We start from the raw sequence: 16340 nt of genomic DNA on the forward strand, positions 1-16340 counted from the left end.
CTGTTCAAGGATTTAGAACTATGCGCAAGATCGCTCTTTTCGCTGCTGCTTCGGCCGCTGCCCTGACCCTCGCCGCTTGCTCGGAAGCTACCGAAGACAGCGCCGAAGCAACTGCCGATTCGGTTGCTGCCGACGCTGAAGCCAACATGGAAGCCACTGGCGAAGCCATGGAAGCCGGCGCTGACGAAATCGCTGCTGACGCCGATGCAACTGCTGCTGAAGTCGAAGCTGCTGTCGAAGGCGACGAAACTGCTGCTGAAGCTGAAGCCGACTAAGTCGATTTCGCTTCGCGGACGGTTTTTCGTTCACGAACAGAAAGGGCGGTGCCTCACGGCGCCGCCCTTTTTGTTTGTCCGGATGGCAAGCTGGGGGTCAGTCCCCGCCGTAGTCCGCCGTGGCCCAGTTGCGGCCGTCCTGCGCTTCGCGGCCAAAGCCGTCATACAGCGCCTGGGTAATGGTCGAGATCCGCGAATCGCGATTGTAGCGCGCTTCGAGCTTGCGCGTGCGGCTGCCGTTTTCCACCGCCATCGACGGGCTTTGCCCGGTGACATAGATCGCGGCGGCAATCGCGCGCCCATCGGGCGTATGGAAAATGCCGATATCGCTCGCGGTCCGCGCAAGCGTCCCGGTCTTGTGCGCCAGATTGGCGCTGAGCGGTAGCGCCGAACGCATCCGCTGCTTGCCGGTGGTGGTTTCTTCCATCGCATCGAGCAGGACGCGGCGCGAATAATCGCTCAGCCATTTGCCCTGGTAAATCCCCGCGAGCAGCTGGCCCATCGCACGCGGCGTCGCGCTGTCCTTGGTATCGACGCTCCAGGCGGGGTCGATGCGGCCATCCTCCCGGATGAGCGTGGCGATATCGCGGGTCAGCTGGAACCCTTCGATCCCGGCATCTTCCATCCATTTGTTGACTGCGCGCGGGCCGCCGACTGCGGCAAGCAGCGCGTCAGTGCAATCGTTGCAGCTCTTGCTGATCATCAGGCTGAGATGACGGTAGGCGGGCATATAGGCCCCGCCCGGACGCGGCAGGCGAAACTCGCTCGTCAGGCTCCACCGGCCGGCATCGACACCCGCCAGATAGGTCGCGGCAATCGCGACCTTGCTGGTGCTGGCCATCGGGAAACGCTGGTCGGCCAACACGCCGACCTCGCGCCCGGTCGACAGATCGATCGCATAGACGCCGATCCGCCCGTTCGACCCTTCCGCCAATTGCGCGATCTGGCGCTCGAGCGGGGTCGCATACAGCGCGTCATAGCTTGGCGGGGTCCGAACTTCGGTCCCCAGAACAGTGTCGAACTGGGATTCGAATCCATTGCCCTGCGCCAGCGCGGGCGTGGCGCATGCCATCGCCGCAATCGCCAGCAGTCGTCCGAAAAGTCTGTTACCCATACTGACCCTGTATACCTTTCAAGGTTAGGCGAAGCTTAATGCTGATCGATTGGGGCCAGACAAGGGCGCCGCGATGAAAAGTGTTGCGCGCGCGACAGGTTCGGTGATCGCCGCGTTACTTTGATGCGGGGAGCATCGGTCAAGCGTTGGCAATCACTTGTTCGATCCGCTCGGTCGGTTCGCCCGACATGGTCTTGTCGATCTCGCCGACCAGCCGCTTTTCCAGTTCGGAATGATAGTGGCGGCGCATTTCGCCCAAAGTCTTGGGATCCGCGATCACCAGTACATTGTCGATCTCTCCCGCGACTGCCTTGGCGTTGAGCCATTCACTGGCCGCGGCGCCATGCGCGAGCTCGTTGAGATCGGTGCGCCCATGCTGTTGGCCACCTGCGTCCTGATGCTTCACCCCGGCGCTGAAGTTGGTCGCCGACAGATCGGGTTTTTCGGCTGCCCCGAGCTTGGGTTCGAGCGGCTGGCCGCTGTTGCGCATCACGATGAAGTTCTCGCCGTCGACGATGGCGACATGGGCATTGGTGGGAAGGCGCATGGAGTCTCCTCTGGATTGTTGCTTGCCCTGACAACGATCGAGATCGCGATGAGGTCCGGGCTTGAGCAACGGCCCGTTTCAATGCACAACTCATTCCATGGGAGAGACGGAAAGCGCGGGCGCGCTGGAGCAGGGACTGGCGCAGGCGCTCGCACGCGCCGGTATGGCCGCACCCGGGGGGATCACGCGGCTGACGGGCGGCGCAACCATGGAAAGCTGGCGCTTTGCGAGCGGGGGCGGGGACTATGTCCTGCGCCGCGCGCCCAGCCTGTCATTCATGGAAGACCGCCCCCTCGGACATGATACCGAGGCCGCGATCATCCGCGCCGCGCATGGTGCAGGCGTCACTGCCCCCGAAGTGCTGGTCGAATTGCAGCCCGGCGACGGCATCGGCAGCGGTTTCGTGATGCGCGCCTTGCCCGGGACGCCCGATCCGCGCGCGATCCTGGCGATGGACGATCCTGCGCAATTGCTGCGTCAGGTGGCGCGCGACCTGGCGAAAATCCATTCGCTGCCGCGCGCCGCGCTGCCCGGAGATGTGCCCGAAATGGATTATGCCGAGGGGGTCGATGGCCTCGCCCGGCAGTTCGAGGAAGCTGGCGCCGACCGCCCGATCATCGCGCTCGGCCTGCGCTGGCTGCGCGAAAACCTGCCCGAGCGTGTCGAGCCGGTGCTCAACCATGGCGACTACCGGCTGGGCAATCTGCTGGCGCAGGATTCGCAGCTCACCGGCGTGCTCGACTGGGAACTCGCGCATTTCGGCGACCGGCACGAGGACCTCGCCTTCGGCTGCATGGCGGTGTGGCGGTTCGCGCGGGTCGACCGGCCCGCGCTCGGGCTGGGATCGCTGCAGGACTATGTCGATGCCTATCAGGCCGAAAGCGGCGCGCAGGTGCATGCCGGGCGGTTCCGCTTCTGGCTGGTCTATCGCACGGTGTGGTGGGCGCTCGGCTGCCTGCGCATGGCGAGCTTCTGGCGCAGCGGCGATGATCGCATGCTCGAACGCGTGGTAATCTCTCGGCGGACGAGCGAGCAGGAGCTCGACCTGCTCCTGCTGCTCGAAGAGGATGCCCCGGCCGCCGAACAGGCTCGGCCCGTGCCTCCTGCCGACGACCCGCTCGAACCCGAAGGCGAAGCGAGTGCGGGTGAACTCGCCACTGCCATCGCCGAATGGCTCGGCACGGTGAAGGACCGGATGGAGGGGCATGACCGCTTCCAGCTGGCAGTCGCGCGCAATGCGCTGGGCATGATCGCGCGCAATGACGCGGTTGCCACGCAGAGTGAAGATGCCATGCTCGCGCAGGATCTGCTCGACGGCAAGGCAACGCTGGCAACCCCCGGCCTGCTGGCGATGCTGCGGCGCACCGCGCTCGACAAGCTGGCTGCCGACGTGCCCAAATACCCGATGCTCGCACTCGCGCAGGCCAAATGGACAGGAGAGGATTGATGGACTTCGCGATACCGCAGGACCTGGAGGACTATTACGCCGAGCTGGAAGGCTTCATCGACAGCACCATCGCGCCGCTGGTGGCGCGCGACGACAACATCCGCTTTTTCGATCACCGCCGCGAGGATGCGCGCACCGACTGGGATCGCGGCGGCCTGCCGAGCCACGATTGGGAAGACCTGCTGCGCGAATGCCGCAAGGCCGCCGACGAGGCGGGCCACTGGCGCTTCTCCGCGCCGAAGAAATACGGGGGCAAGGATGGCTCGAACCTGTGGATGGCAGTGATCCGCGACCGCTTCGCGCAGCGCGGACTGGGGCTGCACAACGATTTGCAGAACGAGCATTCGATCGTCGGCAATTTCCCCTTCGTCGCGATGTTCGAGACTTTCGGCACCGAGGCCCAGAAGCAGGAATTCATCACCGGCGGCTTCGAAGGCACGCGCCGCGTCGCCTTCGGCCTGACCGAGCCCGACCACGGTTCCGACGCCACCTGGATGGAGACCAGGGCGGTGCGCGAAACGCGCGACGGGGTCTCCGGCTGGCGGATCGATGGCGAGAAGATGTGGATCACCGGCATGCATGTCGCCACGCATTGCGCGATGTTCGCGCGCACCGGCGGCGAGAATGGCGATGCCAGCGGGATCACCTGTTTTCTCGTCCCCAATCCCACGCCGGGCCTCGAGATCGAGGAATGGATGTGGACCTTCAACATGCCCACCGATCATCCGCGCCTGTCGGTCAACAATGTCTGGGTGCCCGACGAGGCGATCCTCGGGGTCGAGGGACGCGGGCTCGCGCTGGCGCAGAGCTTCGTCCACCAGAATCGCATCCGGCAGGCCGCATCGAGCCTTGGCGCGGCGCAATATTGCGTGGAAGAAAGCGTCAAATACGCGCGGACCCGCAAGCCGTTCGGCCAGGAACTCGCGCGCAACCAGGCGATCCAGTTCCCGCTGGTCGAGCTCGCGACGCAATGCGAAATGCTGCGGCTGCTGATCTACAAGACCGCCTGGGACATGGACAACATGCCGCATGAAGAGATCGAGAAGACGATCTCGGACAAGGTCTCGATGTGCAATTACTGGGCGAACCGGCTGGTGTGCGAAGCCGCCGACCGGGCGATGCAGGTGCATGGCGGGATCGGCTATTCGCGGCACAAGCCGTTCGAGCATATCTATCGCCACCACCGCCGCTACCGTATCACCGAAGGGGCGGAGGAAATCCAGATGCGCAAGGTCGGTGCCTATCTGTTCGGCTATCTCGGTCCGCGCCGCGGGAAGTTCTCCGCAGCCTGACCGGGCGCGAGGGCGGTTCCCGAAATTGCCGCTTGACCGGCTGCGGATCGCAGGGCCTTTTGGGGCAGCAAATTTGGGGATCGACATTATGAAAATCACGCTTCAGGCGCTGGCTACCGGCCTGCTGCTGTCCACCTCGGCTGCGGCCTTTGCCCAGCCTGCGCCGATCGTGCTGCCCGGCGCGCCGGGCACAGCCTCGCGGGTGATCGACGAGGATGAGGCGATCCGCCTGTCCGATACGCGGTTCTCGCCTGCCGACGTGAAGTTCATGCAGGACATGATCGTCCATCACCAGCAGGCGGTCGATCTGGCCGCGCTGGTCGAGGGCCGCAGCAACCACGCCGATCTGGCGAAGATCGCCGGACGCATCGATGCGAGCCAGGCGGACGAGATCACCTTCATGCGCGACTGGCTGGCCGAACGGGGGCAGCCCACCGCGGCAATGCACCACGCGGGAATGGACCATTCCGTGCATCACCTGATGATGGGCATGGCGACGCCCGAACAGATGGCCGAGCTGGCAACGCTCGAAGGAACCGCGTTCGACCGCATGTTCCTGCAGTTGATGGTACGCCATCACGAGGGCGCGATCGATATGGTCGAAGCGCTGCATCGCCAGCCCGGGACCGCCTACGACCCGGTGATGTTCGAATTCAGCAACGATGTGGTCAAGGAACAGAAAGCCGAGATCGACCGGATGAACGGCATCCTCGCGGCGCTGTCGAGCGATCCGCGCGCCAGCCTCGCAGCGGGGTTCCGCGATGCAGAGGAAGCGATCAGCAATCTGCGCCTCGTGACCGCACTGCCCAAGCCGACCGGCTTTTTCGATCCGGAGAACCCGGCCCAGCTTGCGCCGCTGATCGAGGAAGACGAGGAAACCGAAGACGCAGCCGAGCTGGTCGATGCGACCCGTCCCGATATTCGCGACGAGGAAGACGAGGACGGCCAGCCTCGCTTCGGCGAGCGCGGCTCGCTGCTGAGCTTTGCCAATACCGACATGGCGTTCAGCCGCGACCTGCTGGTGGCGGGCAATTACCACGGGTTCAACACCTACCGGCTGGGCGCGGACGGCGCCCCGCAGCTGATCAGCTCGACCGTCTGCCCGGGCGGACAGGGCGATGTCTCGATCGTCGGCGACCTCTTGCTGATGAGCGTGCAGGACAGCCGGGCACGCAAGGATTGCGGGCTGCAGGGCATTGCCGACAATGTCAGCGACGAACGGTTTCGCGGCCTCAGGATCTTCGACATTTCGGACGCCACCCGCCCGCGCCAAGTCGGGCAGGTACAGACCTGCCGCGGCAGCCATACGCATTCGGTCGTCAGCGCCGATGCGGACCGCGTGGTGGTCTATAATTCGGGCACCAGCTACGTCCGCGATGGCAAGGAACTGGCGGGCTGTTTCGAAAGCGGCGGCGACAGCACCGCGCTGTTCAGCATCGATGTGATCGCGATCCCCGTGGAAGATCCGGGCGCGGCGCGGATCGTCGACAGCCCGCGCATCTTCGCGCAGGACGGGCAGATCGCGGGCCTATGGCGCGGCGGCGACCATGGCGAGGGCACGCAGGACACCCGCGTCACCGATCAGTGCCACGACATCACCGTTTTCCCGTCGCTCAACCTTGCGGCGGGCGCCTGTTCGGGCAATGGCATCATCCTCGACATTGCCGACCCGCTCAAACCGCAGCGGATCGACGATGTGACCGACCAGGGCTTCGCCTATTGGCACTCGGCGACCTTCAACAATGACGGCACCAAGGTGCTGTTCACCGATGAATGGGGCGGCGGCGGGCGACCGCGCTGCCAGGCGGGCGATCCGGTGACCTGGGGCGCCAATGCGATCTACGCGATCGAGGATGGCAAGCTCGACTTCCGCAGCCTCTACAAGCTGCCCGCACCGCAGACCGACAAGGAAAACTGCGTCGCGCACAATGGTTCGATCATCCCGGTGCCGGGGCGCGATATCTTCGTCCAGGCATGGTATCAGGGCGGCATTTCGGTGATCGATTTCACCGATGCGGAGAACCCGTTCGAGATCGCCTATTTCGACCGCGGGCCGGTCGATGCGGACCAGCTGGTGACCGGCGGTTACTGGTCGGCCTATTGGTACAATGGCCGCATTTACGCGACCGAGATTACCCGCGGGCTTGATGTCTTCGCGCTCGAGCCAAGCGAGTTCTTGACGGCCGAGGAGATCGCGGCGGCCGAGGCGGCGCAGTACGAAGGCGAGCTGTTCAATCCGCAGACGCAGACGCAGGTGACCTGGCCGGCAGAAGTCGCCGCGGCGGCGGAGGCCAGCCGCAAGGGCGGTTGAGATGGCTATCGATCAGCGAAGCGGCGCCCGCTCCCGCAGCCGGACGATCGGGGCGAGGCTTGTCATCGGGCTGCTCGCGCTGCTCGCCATCGCGGCGCTGATATCGCTGCTCGATACCAACCGCGGTTCGGTGCGCATGCTCGACATGCTGCGCGAGCCGTCGGTCTATCTGGCTGCGGCGCTGGCGGTGGTCGGCCTGATCCTGTCGCGCAGGCGGGCAGTGGTGCTGGGTCTCGCGGCGATCACCATCGGCATCAATATGTGGCGTTTGTGGCCCTATACTTTCCTCGCCACTGCGCAGGTTCCCCTGCCCGACGAGGTCGACGGGATGAGCTGCGCGCGGCTGCTGTCGTTCAACGTGCTGCAGGACAACGACCGCTATGATGACACCGCAAAGCTGATCGAGCGGGTCGATCCCGATATCCTGTTACTGATGGAAACCCACCAGCCGTGGCTCGACGCGCTCGAGCCGCAATTGGCGCGCTATGGCTACCGGCTCGACCGGCCGCTCGACAACAAATACGGCATGGCCTTCGCCACCCGGCTGACCGTCGACCGCGCCGAAATGGTCGCCAACACCAGTTCCAATACCCCGACGCTCTATGCCACCCTGCGCATGAACGATGGCGCGCGGTTCGAACTGATCGGCCTGCACCCACGCCCGCCGCTGCCGGGGCAATCGACCCGGAGCCGCGATGCGAATATCGCGCAGGCGGGTGCGCGCACACCCGACGGCCTTTCGAACGTGCTCGCGATTGGCGATTTCAACGATGTCCCCTGGTCTAAAACCACGACGCGCTTTGCCCGCGAAGGCGGCTATCGCGATCCGCGCGCGGGCCGTGGCAGCTTCGCGACCTTCCCCGCCGACTACGCCTGGGTCGGCTGGCCGCTCGACCAGATATTCGTCAAGGACGGGGTCAAGGTGGAAGAGCTCATGATCGGCGACGATGTCGGATCAGATCACCTCCCGCTGATCGCACGGGTCTGCGTCGATCCGATGTCCGCCGATGCCGATATCGAGGGGTTGTTCGCGCCGGAAACCCCTGCCGCACAAGGGCTATAGGACGCACTTTCTCCAGCGCGCGGTGACCCAAATAAAAAGGCCCGGCAGGATCGCTCCTGCCGGGCCTCTTCATGTGACCTGTCGGTCGGGGGCTGGGCTTAGAAGCCCATGCCGCCCATACCGCCCATGCCGCCCATGTCGGGCATTGCCGGGGCAGCCGACTTGTCTTCGGGCTTCTCGGCGATCGCAGCCTCGGTCGTGATCAGCAGGCCGGCCACCGAAGCGGCGTCCTGCAGCGCGGTGCGCACGACCTTGGTCGGGTCGATGACGCCGGCCTTGACCAGGTCTTCGTAGGTGTCGGTCGCCGCATTGAAGCCAAGCGAGGTATCGTTGGCATCGGTCAGCTTGCCGGCAACCACAGCGCCGTCATGGCCCGCGTTCGAGGCAATCTGGCGGACCGGAGCCTGCAGCGCACGACGGATGATGTCGATGCCGCGGGTCTGGTCGTCATTGATGCCTTCGAGGCCTTCGAGAGCCTTGGTCGCATAGAGCAGCGCGGTACCGCCGCCCGGGACGATGCCTTCTTCGACGGCTGCGCGGGTGGCGTGCAGCGCGTCGTCGACGCGGTCCTTGCGTTCCTTGACTTCGATCTCGGTAGCGCCGCCGACCTTGATCACCGCCACACCGCCGGCGAGCTTGGCGAGACGCTCCTGGAGCTTCTCACGGTCGTAATCGCTGCTGGTGTTGTCGATCTGGGTGCGGATTTCGTTCACGCGCGCCTTGATGTCGCCTTCGTCACCGGCACCGTCGACAATCGTGGTGTTGTCCTTGTCGATGGTGACGCGCTTGGCTTCGCCGAGCATGCCGAGGGTAACGTTCTCGAGCTTGATGCCGAGATCTTCCGAAATCATCTCGCCCTGCGTCAGAATCGCGATGTCCTGCAGCATCGCCTTGCGGCGATCGCCGAAGCCGGGAGCCTTGACCGCTGCAACCTTGAGGCCGCCGCGCAGCTTGTTGACCACGAGGGTGGCCAGCGCTTCGCCTTCGATGTCTTCGGCGATGATCAGCAGCGGACGACCGCTCTGAACAGCCGCTTCGAGCACCGGCAGCATTGCCTGCAGGTTCGACAGCTTCTTTTCATGGATCAGGATGTACGGATTTTCGAGTTCGACCGTCATCTTGTCCGGGTTGGTGATGAAGTAGGGCGACAGGTAGCCGCGGTCGAACTGCATGCCTTCGACGGTTTCGAGCTCGAATTCGAGACCCTTGCTCTCGTCGACGGTGATCACGCCTTCCTTGCCGACCTTTTCCATGGCTTCGGCGATCTTTTCGCCGACTTCACGGTCGCCATTGGCGGAGATCACGCCGACCTGGGCGATTTCTTCGCTGCCCGAGACGTCCTTCGAACGGCTCTTGAGGTCTTCGACGACCTTGATGACGGCGAGGTCGATGCCGCGCTTGAGGTCCATCGGGTTCATGCCCGCGGCGACCGACTTCATGCCTTCGGTCACGATCGACTGTGCCAGCACGGTAGCGGTGGTGGTGCCGTCACCGGCGGCGTCATTCGCCTTCGATGCGACTTCCTTGATCATCTGCGCGCCCATGTTCTCGAACTTGTCCTTAAGTTCGATTTCCTTGGCGACGGTGACGCCGTCCTTGGTGATGCGCGGGGCGCCGAAGCTTTTGTCGATCACGACATTGCGGCCCTTGGGGCCGAGCGTGACCTTGACGGCATTGGCGAGGGTATCGACGCCGCGCAGGATGCCTTCGCGCGCGTCGCGGCCGAACTTTACGTCCTTGGCTGCCATTGGTGTTTCTCCTGGAATTGGTGTGTCTGGTGGAAAGCGTCAGGATCCGGCGATCAGCCGATGATCCCCATGATGTCGCTTTCCTTCATGATCAGCAGGTCTTCGCCATCGAGCTTGACCTCGGTGCCCGACCACTTGCCGAACAGCACGCGGTCGCCGGCCTTGACGTCGAGCGGGGTGACCGTGCCGTCTTCCGCCTTGGCGCCCGAACCGACGGCGACGATTTCGCCTTCGCTCGGCTTTTCCTGGGCGCTGTCGGGAATGATGATCCCGCCGGCGGTCTTTTCTTCGGCTTCGATGCGACGGACCAGTACGCGGTCGTGCAGCGGACGAAATGCCATGATGATGACCTCTCTTCTAAGAGTGAAAAAGGGATGTTGGCACTCACTCGGTGAGAGTGCCAGCACGGGGCATTTGGGTGCACGGGTTGGCAGAGTCAACGGGTCGGCGAGCAAAAAATGAACTCTTGCGCCAGTGCTGCGTTGGGGGTGGCGAAGCCGGTGGACCAATCCCCGATGGGCCCACCCCGATCGATATGAAAATGCCGCGATAAAGGGCTGCCCACGAATGACGACCGACCAAGCCATTTCCGCACTGACCATTCCCGAACAGATCTGGCTTTGGCTGCGGCTGCACATGATGGATATCGCGGGGGCTTTCGCGGTGCTGGTCATCGGCCTGCTGCTTGCCGGGATACTTTCGCGTTGGGCGGAACGCGCGATGACGCGCTCGCCGCGGTTCGAGCCGACCGTGGCCAATTTCCTCTCGAGCATCGTGAAATACGCTCTGTGGGCGGTGGTGCTGGTCACCGTGCTCGCGCAGTTCGGAGTGGAAACCACCAGCATCCTCGCCGCGCTCGGCGGCATGGCGCTCGCGGTGGGCCTCGCGTTGCAGGGCACGCTCAGCAATGTTGCTTCCGGGGTGATGATCCTCGTCCAGAAGCCGTTCAAGGTGGGCGAGGCGATCTCGGCCGGATCGGTGACCGGTACGGTCCAGCAGATCGGGCTGTTTACGACCGAGCTCAAGCAGTTCGACGGCCTGTTCGTGATGGTGCCCAATTCGCAGCTGTGGAACCAGGCGATCGTCAATTTTCACCGGCATCCGAACCGCCGGCTCGAACTGGTCGTGGGCATTGCCTATGGCGACAGCATGCTGCGCGCGCGAGAGGAGCTGTTGAAGCTGGCACTCACCGACGAACGTGTGTTGTCCGAACCCGAGGCGGTCACCTTCGTCAGCTCGCTCGATGACAGTTCGGTCGGGATCGGCCTGCGCGTATGGTGCAGCACCTCCGACTATCTCGGCCTGTCATGGGATCTCACCGAAGCGGTCAAGGCGCGCTTCGACGATGTCGGCATTTCCATCCCGTTCCCGCAGCGCGAGGTGGTGCAGCGCGCCGCCTGAGCTATGCGTTCAGCGGGTGGCGGGTCAGCCCCAGCGCCTCGCGCCGGTGCCAGCGCCAGCCGAGCAGTGCGGCGGCCACGGTCAGCCCGGTCGCCAGCCCGATCCACACGCCGATCCCCGCCAGCGGGGTGTAGAAGCCCAGTACCAGCGCGGTGCCGATCCCCGGGACCCAATAGGCGAAAGCGGCGATCCACATCGGGATGCGGGTATCCTGCAGCCCGCGCAGCGCGCCTGCAGCGACCGCCTGCATCCCGTCGAACAGCTGGAAGGCCGCGGCGATGACGATATATTGCAGCGCGAAGCCTACCAGCACGGCATTCTTCGGGTCCCACGGATCGACATAGATCGCGATCAGCGGCTTGGGGATCACCACCATCGCCAGCGCGGTGAGTGCCATGAAACCGGTGCCGACGATGATCGCGGTCCATCCCGCGCGCTTGACCCCCTCGGGATCGCGCGCGCCATAGAAATAGCTCACCCGGATCGTCGCCGCCTGGCCGACGCCGAAGGGCACCTGAAACGCCAGCGCGGCGATCTGCAGTGCCACCGTGTGCGCGGCCAGTTCGCTCGCGCCGATATTGCCCATCAGGAAAGCGGCCGCGCCGAATATCCCTGCCTCTGCGGTAATGGTGAGCGCGATCGGCGTGCCCACGCGGACGATGTGCGTGAAGCGCGCCCAGTCGGGCGACCACCACCGCCCGAACACGCGGTAGCGGTGCAGCTTCGGGTCCACCCGGATCGCGACGACATATGCTGCAAGCGTGGTCAGCGTGGTGAAGATCGTCGCGACCGCGGCGCCCTGCAGCCCCAGCTCGGGCGCGCCCAGATTGCCGAAGATGAAAGCGTAATTGGCCAGCGCATTGACGAAAATGCCGCCCGCAGTAATCGCAGTGGCGAAGATCGGCCGGTCGAGCGTGGACACGAAGCTGCGCAGCACGTTGCAGAACAGCATCGGCACCAGGCTGAGCACCAGCAGCGAGTTGTATTCGATCGCCATCGCGATGATCTGCGGTTCCTGCCCCGTCACCTGCATCAGCGGGCCGAGCAGCAGGCACAGGCCGATCCCGGCCACGCCCGAAAACAGCGCCAGCCACAGCGCCATGCGGACCGTCCGCCGGACCGGGCGCAGCGCCGGGGCACGTTCGCCCAGCTCTGCAGCAGCCACCGGCGCCACCGCCCCGGTCAGGCCCGACAGCGCCCATAGCACCAGGCCGAACAGCGCGATCGCCAGCGCCGAGGCAGCGAGCTGGTCCTCGCCCAGCCGCGCGATGAAGATCACGTCGATCGCATAGGTCAGCATCTGCAACAGGTTTGCCGCCGCCAGCGGCCAGCTCAGCCGCAGCGTCGCGCGCAGCTCGGTGCGCCAGCCATCACTGCCAGGAGGCGTGGGCTCCATGGCGGTTGCGTTCGTCATGCAGCCGGACCGGATAGGGACGGGGGGCGCTGTCGCCAATTGCGATCTGGCCTATGGGTTGAATTCGTCCTGCCGGTGCAGCCATAGAGGCACACTTTTGGTGCCCGGCTCGCCACTCTTCACGCAGGAACCCCCGCAATGAACGCATGGATCTATCTTGCCCTGGCCATCACATTGGAGGTGACGGGCACGTTTTTGCTCAAACTGTCCGATGGCTTCGAAAAATGGCATTGGGGGGCGCTGTCCATCGCTTGCTATTCGGCCTGCTTCTGGGTGCTCGCGCCCGCGATGAAGGTTCTGCCGGTCGGGATCGTCTACGCCATATGGGCGGGCGTCGGCATCGTCGCCGCGGCCGCGATCGGGGTCCTGGCCTTCGACGAGAAGCTGGGCGCTATCCAGTATGCGTGCATCGCCATGGTACTGGTCGGCGCGATCGGTTTGCGCGTCACGACCACGACTTAGCGGGCTCGCTGCCCCGACAAACGAAAAGGGCGGCGCCTTGCGGCACCGCCCTTCCGTGATCTCGCACGCGAGATCGAAGCGTAAGCGCCCAAACGGGCAGTAGCTTACTTGAGCTCGACGGTGCCGCCGGCTGCTTCGATCTTGCCCTTGATTTCTTCGGCTTCTGCCTTGTTGACGCCTTCCTTGACGGGCTTGGGCGCACCTTCGACGAGAGCCTTGGCTTCCGAGAGGCCCAGACCGGTGATGGCGCGGACTTCCTTGATGACCTGGATCTTCTTGCCACCGTCGCCGGTCAGGACGACATCGAATTCGTCCTTTTCTTCGGCTGCGGGGGCGTCGCCGCCGCCGGCGGGGCCAGCAACAGCAACAGCAGCAGCGGCGCTCACGCCCCACTCTTCTTCAAGTGCCTTGGCAAGCTCAGCGGCTTCCATGACGGTCAGCTTCGACAGTTCTTCAACAAGCTTGGCGATATCGGCCATGATGTTTCACTCCAAATATAAGGCCGGGGTGTCCTGATGGACGAATGCCCCGATGAATGTGTGTTCGTACGTCGAACCAGCTCTTACGCGGCTTCCTTGGCGCCATAGGCGCCAACAACGCGTGCGAGCATCGACGTGGGTTCCTTGATCGTGCGGACAACCTTGGTTGCCGGCGCGTTGAGGAGGCCCACGATAGTGCCACGAAGTTCGTCGAGGCTGGGCATCGAGGCAAGCGCCCGAACCCCTGCTTCGTCGAGCTTCTGCGCGCCCATCGAACCACCGACGATTTCAATCTTGTCGGTGGTCTTGGCGAACTCCACCACGGCTTTCGCCGCAGCAACCGGATCCTCGGAATAACCAAGGGCGGTCGGACCGGTCAGGTACTCTTCGAGACCTGTGTAGTCGGTGTCCTTCAGGGCGAGCTTGGCGAGACGGTTCTTGGCAACCTTGTAGGACGCACCGGCTTCACGCATCTTCGTACGCAGTTCGGTGGACTGATCCACCGTAAGCCCCAGATTGCGGGTGACAACCACCACGCCGGACTGGGCGAAGACTTCGTTGAGCTGGGCGACCGCATCGGTTTTCTGCGAACGATCCATGCCATACTCCTTCACTATGGCCGCGCCGGGAAGACCCGCCGCGACCGGCTACGTTTGTCCGTCCCGGCGAGCCGGAACGGGCGAGTCCGTTGATGGGGAAGGAGTGCGCCTGGTGGCGCGAAACGGTGCCGAAGCACCGGAAATCTCTGTCCCCGCCTAGGCTGGAAATTAAGAAGGCGCCAATTCGCCTTCACCAACTGTCTCGGACGGATGAACGGGTGGAATCGAAAGAGACCCGCCGTTCGACCGCGGGCCTCTAAGGATTTGGGCGATTCTGTCAAGCGTCGGGCGCTATCGCGCGGCGGGTCCGGGCGACGCTTCGATCGGGGCGGGGCGCGTGGCGATCACATATTGGGCAGCGATCATCACCAGCGCGAGCCATGCGGTGACGACGCTGTCGAGTGTGAGCATGGCCCATTTCAGCTCTGTGCCCTCAACGAAGATTGCGCCGATGCCCAGCGCATAATGCAGCACCATCAGCGGGAGCATGGCGGCCAGCGGGAAGAGGATCGCGAACAGCGCGTCCGGCGCCATCACGCGGATCGACTGCAGCGGACTGATGAAGCTGCCCAGCGGCGCAGCGACGATGAAGCGCACGATCAGCGGCATGAAAATCAGGCCGAAGACAAAGAAGCCGATACCCATCGGTCCTTCGGTCCAGACAAAGAGGCCAAGCCAGGCGAGCAGTGCCTGCAACGCAATAACGAGGCCGAACAGCGTCACTGTGGGCCTGTCGAACCGCGTAGCGAAGGTGCGATCGCCTTGCGTATGCAGCCAGCGAATGAGGAAATAGGCGGGCAGGCCCAGCGCGACCGTCTTGAAGAACCCGGCGATCATCCGGTCGGGGTCGCTTTCGAGCGCCTGCGCGGCTTCGACCCCGGCATACATGCCGCTGCGTATCTCGACCACGTGCTGGACGAACTCGGCCACCAGCGGGATCGCCGCGACGAGCGGCAGCGCTGCGGCAAAGGCGAGGCTTCGGCTGTGAACGGTGCGGAATGCGGACAGGAAAGTGGTCATGGTTTGGTCCCCCCGGTTTCGGAATGGATTATCGGTTCGCCCGGCCGGATGAAATATGGGCTGATGCGCGGCCGCGCCACCGGATTGTCCCATCCTGATACATCTGCAGGCGAAGAAAAGTGCCCGCAATTTGGCGACAACCCGATTGCGCTGGTTGGCGGCGTGCAAGCCGTTGACTATGACGGGAAACCTAGGTGGTTCCCCTTATCGAGCTTCGATATGTCAACGCTGCCAATTATCGTCAATTGACCATCCCGAATTCCGCCGGGTCGGTTGGTTATGCCATTCGCCGGGTGCTGGCGGTCATTGGTGGAGGAGGTTTCGACCGTGAGGGTTCGATCGGCCACCGGGTCCTTGGATCGAAGGAGGAACTGTATGTATCGCCTGGCACCCCTGGTGGCGGCCTTTAGCCTGGCGGCCTGTTCCGGGTCCGCTGCCGATGCGCCCGTCCCCACCGAAGTGCGGATCGGCGGGTTGACCGCGGGGGATCGCGAGGCGCTGCATTCGCTCGACCGGGCCTATGTCAAAGCCTGGCGCGAGGATGGTACCGAGGCGCAGGCGGAGGCGTTGCTGAAGCTGTTTGCGGCCGATGCAATCGTTTATCCCGGGCGCGGCCGCGGCCCGCTCTCGGGGGTCGAGGAATTGCGCGCCTTCTGGTTTCCCGAAGGCGCGCCGCCGACCCGGATCGAGTATATCGACCATCGCACGATCGATGTCGAAGGCTCGGTCGCGCTGGCCGCGATCACAGGCTATAGCGAGATTGCCTTCGTCTTCGATGGCACGCGCACCGCGCAGCGCGGCCATTATATCATCCACGCCCGCCCCGACGCGGCAGGCCACTGGAAGATCGAACGGATGATGTGGAGCGCCCGCGCAGAGGGCTGAGCCCCGCGGCAAATCCGGCCCGATCGATTCCGCGTTTGACAGGCGCGGGGGCAATTCCTACATGCTGCTCCGACCGCACGCTTCGAGCGAGTCCGATTCATGCGCGGGAATCGGACACAGGATGGAAGCGGCGTTTCCATAATCGCGACGCTCGAGAAGCTGCAGCAGCCACCGCAACCGGTGTGCCATACGCTGCGGCCTTTTCGCGTCCCGACCATGGATCTCACGCGCATGAGAAGCAATCACCGGTCTTCCCGCACGGGACCGGCGCACACGAGAAGAG

At 64.3% G+C, this 16340-nt stretch carries 17 protein-coding genes; 9 read left to right on the forward strand and 8 right to left on the reverse strand.

Going from position 1 to position 16340, the window contains the following annotated elements:
- Positions 1 to 20: 20 nt before the first annotated feature.
- A complete protein-coding gene (locus tag V6B15_RS00225; protein ID WP_334199606.1) occupies positions 21 to 275 on the forward strand; it encodes a hypothetical protein in 255 nt (84 codons plus the stop codon).
- 97 nt (positions 276 to 372) lie between these two features.
- On the opposite strand, the gene V6B15_RS00230 is transcribed toward V6B15_RS00225, so the two are convergent.
- A complete protein-coding gene (locus V6B15_RS00230) occupies positions 373 to 1389 on the reverse strand; it encodes a serine hydrolase (protein ID WP_334199607.1) in 1017 nt (338 codons plus the stop codon).
- A gap of 139 nt (positions 1390 to 1528) precedes the next feature.
- Positions 1529 to 1936 (reverse strand): baeRF12 domain-containing protein, encoded by a 408-nt coding sequence (locus tag V6B15_RS00235; protein ID WP_320181506.1) that lies wholly within the window; start codon positions 1934 to 1936, stop codon positions 1529 to 1531.
- Positions 1937 to 2033: 97 nt separating this feature from the next.
- Here V6B15_RS00235 and V6B15_RS00240 point away from each other — a divergent pair, with 97 nt between their 5' ends.
- The 4 genes from V6B15_RS00240 (at position 2034) to V6B15_RS00255 (ending at position 8049) form a co-directional block, all read left to right on the forward strand.
- Entirely contained in the window at positions 2034 to 3383 is a 1350-nt protein-coding gene (locus tag V6B15_RS00240) for a phosphotransferase (protein ID WP_334199608.1), read from the forward strand.
- Positions 3383 to 4675 carry an acyl-CoA dehydrogenase family protein gene (locus tag V6B15_RS00245; RefSeq protein ID WP_334199609.1) on the forward strand — a complete coding sequence of 431 codons (1293 nt, stop codon included), beginning with the start codon at positions 3383 to 3385 and terminating at the stop codon, positions 4673 to 4675. The genes V6B15_RS00240 and V6B15_RS00245 overlap by 1 nt, the downstream gene beginning before the upstream one ends.
- Positions 4676 to 4763: 88 nt before the next feature.
- Positions 4764 to 6986, forward strand: a complete 2223-nt coding sequence (locus V6B15_RS00250; protein ID WP_334199610.1) for a DUF305 domain-containing protein — start codon at positions 4764 to 4766, stop codon at positions 6984 to 6986.
- Position 6987: 1 nt separating this feature from the next.
- Positions 6988 to 8049 carry an endonuclease/exonuclease/phosphatase family protein gene (locus tag V6B15_RS00255; protein WP_334199611.1) on the forward strand — a complete coding sequence of 354 codons (1062 nt, stop codon included), beginning with the start codon at positions 6988 to 6990 and terminating at the stop codon, positions 8047 to 8049.
- Positions 8050 to 8147: 98 nt separating this feature from the next.
- Here V6B15_RS00255 and groL read toward each other — a convergent pair whose 3' ends face one another.
- Both groL and groES read right to left on the reverse strand, forming a co-directional pair.
- Positions 8148 to 9797 (reverse strand): chaperonin GroEL, encoded by a 1650-nt coding sequence (gene groL, locus V6B15_RS00260; RefSeq protein ID WP_334199612.1) that lies wholly within the window; start codon positions 9795 to 9797, stop codon positions 8148 to 8150.
- A gap of 53 nt (positions 9798 to 9850) precedes the next feature.
- Positions 9851 to 10138 (reverse strand): co-chaperone GroES, encoded by a 288-nt coding sequence (gene groES, locus V6B15_RS00265; protein WP_253521769.1) that lies wholly within the window; start codon positions 10136 to 10138, stop codon positions 9851 to 9853.
- A gap of 226 nt (positions 10139 to 10364) precedes the next feature.
- Between groES and V6B15_RS00270 the strand changes: the two genes are divergently transcribed.
- Complete coding sequence (locus tag V6B15_RS00270) at positions 10365 to 11198, forward strand: mechanosensitive ion channel family protein (protein WP_320181511.1); 834 nt, start codon at positions 10365 to 10367, stop codon at positions 11196 to 11198.
- Between the two features lies 1 nt (position 11199).
- Here the strand turns inward: V6B15_RS00270 and V6B15_RS00275 are convergent, their stop codons facing one another.
- Positions 11200 to 12612, reverse strand: coding sequence for an MATE family efflux transporter (locus V6B15_RS00275; protein ID WP_334199613.1), 1413 nt, complete (start codon positions 12610 to 12612; stop codon positions 11200 to 11202).
- 138 nt (positions 12613 to 12750) lie between these two features.
- Between V6B15_RS00275 and V6B15_RS00280 the strand changes: the two genes are divergently transcribed.
- Entirely contained in the window at positions 12751 to 13074 is a 324-nt protein-coding gene (locus V6B15_RS00280) for a DMT family transporter (RefSeq protein ID WP_334199614.1), read from the forward strand.
- A gap of 104 nt (positions 13075 to 13178) precedes the next feature.
- Here V6B15_RS00280 and rplL read toward each other — a convergent pair whose 3' ends face one another.
- From rplL to V6B15_RS00295, 3 genes are all read right to left on the reverse strand, one after another.
- The gene (gene rplL, locus V6B15_RS00285; RefSeq protein ID WP_253521782.1) at positions 13179 to 13553 is read right to left on the reverse strand and encodes a 50S ribosomal protein L7/L12; all 375 of its coding nucleotides are present in this window, start codon (positions 13551 to 13553) and stop codon (positions 13179 to 13181) included.
- Between the two features lie 83 nt (positions 13554 to 13636).
- Positions 13637 to 14152 (reverse strand): 50S ribosomal protein L10, encoded by a 516-nt coding sequence (gene rplJ / locus V6B15_RS00290; RefSeq protein ID WP_253521785.1) that lies wholly within the window; start codon positions 14150 to 14152, stop codon positions 13637 to 13639.
- 291 nt (positions 14153 to 14443) lie between these two features.
- Positions 14444 to 15172: a hypothetical protein gene (locus V6B15_RS00295; RefSeq protein WP_334199615.1), complete on the reverse strand. Its 729-nt coding sequence runs from the start codon at positions 15170 to 15172 to the stop codon at positions 14444 to 14446.
- Positions 15173 to 15220: 48 nt separating this feature from the next.
- Here V6B15_RS00295 and V6B15_RS00300 point away from each other — a divergent pair, with 48 nt between their 5' ends.
- Entirely contained in the window at positions 15221 to 15421 is a 201-nt protein-coding gene (locus V6B15_RS00300; RefSeq protein WP_334199616.1) for a hypothetical protein, read from the forward strand.
- 126 nt (positions 15422 to 15547) lie between these two features.
- Positions 15548 to 16057, forward strand: a complete 510-nt coding sequence (locus tag V6B15_RS00305; protein ID WP_334199617.1) for a YybH family protein — start codon at positions 15548 to 15550, stop codon at positions 16055 to 16057.
- Positions 16058 to 16340 lie beyond the last annotated feature (283 nt).

The sequence above is a fragment of the Qipengyuania sp. Mu-71 genome (genome assembly GCF_036867055.1).
GTDB lineage: Bacteria > Pseudomonadota > Alphaproteobacteria > Sphingomonadales > Sphingomonadaceae > Qipengyuania > Qipengyuania profunda.

What these genes read in the sequence shown, in the direction of transcription:
- V6B15_RS00225 (WP_334199606.1), top strand. Translation starts at nt 21, where the DNA reads ATGCGCAAGATCGCTCTTTTCGCTGCTGCTTCGGCCGCTGCCCTGACC.
- V6B15_RS00230 (WP_334199607.1), bottom strand. Translation starts at nt 1,389, where the DNA reads ATGGGTAACAGACTTTTCGGACGACTGCTGGCGATTGCGGCGATGGCA.
- V6B15_RS00235 (WP_320181506.1), bottom strand. Translation starts at nt 1,936, where the DNA reads ATGCGCCTTCCCACCAATGCCCATGTCGCCATCGTCGACGGCGAGAAC.
- V6B15_RS00240 (WP_334199608.1), top strand. Translation starts at nt 2,034, where the DNA reads ATGGGAGAGACGGAAAGCGCGGGCGCGCTGGAGCAGGGACTGGCGCAG.
- V6B15_RS00245 (WP_334199609.1), top strand. Translation starts at nt 3,383, where the DNA reads ATGGACTTCGCGATACCGCAGGACCTGGAGGACTATTACGCCGAGCTG.
- V6B15_RS00250 (WP_334199610.1), top strand. Translation starts at nt 4,764, where the DNA reads ATGAAAATCACGCTTCAGGCGCTGGCTACCGGCCTGCTGCTGTCCACC.
- V6B15_RS00255 (WP_334199611.1), top strand. Translation starts at nt 6,988, where the DNA reads ATGGCTATCGATCAGCGAAGCGGCGCCCGCTCCCGCAGCCGGACGATC.
- groL (WP_334199612.1), bottom strand. Translation starts at nt 9,797, where the DNA reads ATGGCAGCCAAGGACGTAAAGTTCGGCCGCGACGCGCGCGAAGGCATC.
- groES (WP_253521769.1), bottom strand. Translation starts at nt 10,138, where the DNA reads ATGGCATTTCGTCCGCTGCACGACCGCGTACTGGTCCGTCGCATCGAA.
- V6B15_RS00270 (WP_320181511.1), top strand. Translation starts at nt 10,365, where the DNA reads ATGACGACCGACCAAGCCATTTCCGCACTGACCATTCCCGAACAGATC.
- V6B15_RS00275 (WP_334199613.1), bottom strand. Translation starts at nt 12,612, where the DNA reads ATGACGAACGCAACCGCCATGGAGCCCACGCCTCCTGGCAGTGATGGC.
- V6B15_RS00280 (WP_334199614.1), top strand. Translation starts at nt 12,751, where the DNA reads ATGAACGCATGGATCTATCTTGCCCTGGCCATCACATTGGAGGTGACG.
- rplL (WP_253521782.1), bottom strand. Translation starts at nt 13,553, where the DNA reads ATGGCCGATATCGCCAAGCTTGTTGAAGAACTGTCGAAGCTGACCGTC.
- rplJ (WP_253521785.1), bottom strand. Translation starts at nt 14,152, where the DNA reads ATGGATCGTTCGCAGAAAACCGATGCGGTCGCCCAGCTCAACGAAGTC.
- V6B15_RS00295 (WP_334199615.1), bottom strand. Translation starts at nt 15,172, where the DNA reads ATGACCACTTTCCTGTCCGCATTCCGCACCGTTCACAGCCGAAGCCTC.
- V6B15_RS00300 (WP_334199616.1), top strand. Translation starts at nt 15,221, where the DNA reads ATGAAATATGGGCTGATGCGCGGCCGCGCCACCGGATTGTCCCATCCT.
- V6B15_RS00305 (WP_334199617.1), top strand. Translation starts at nt 15,548, where the DNA reads ATGTATCGCCTGGCACCCCTGGTGGCGGCCTTTAGCCTGGCGGCCTGT.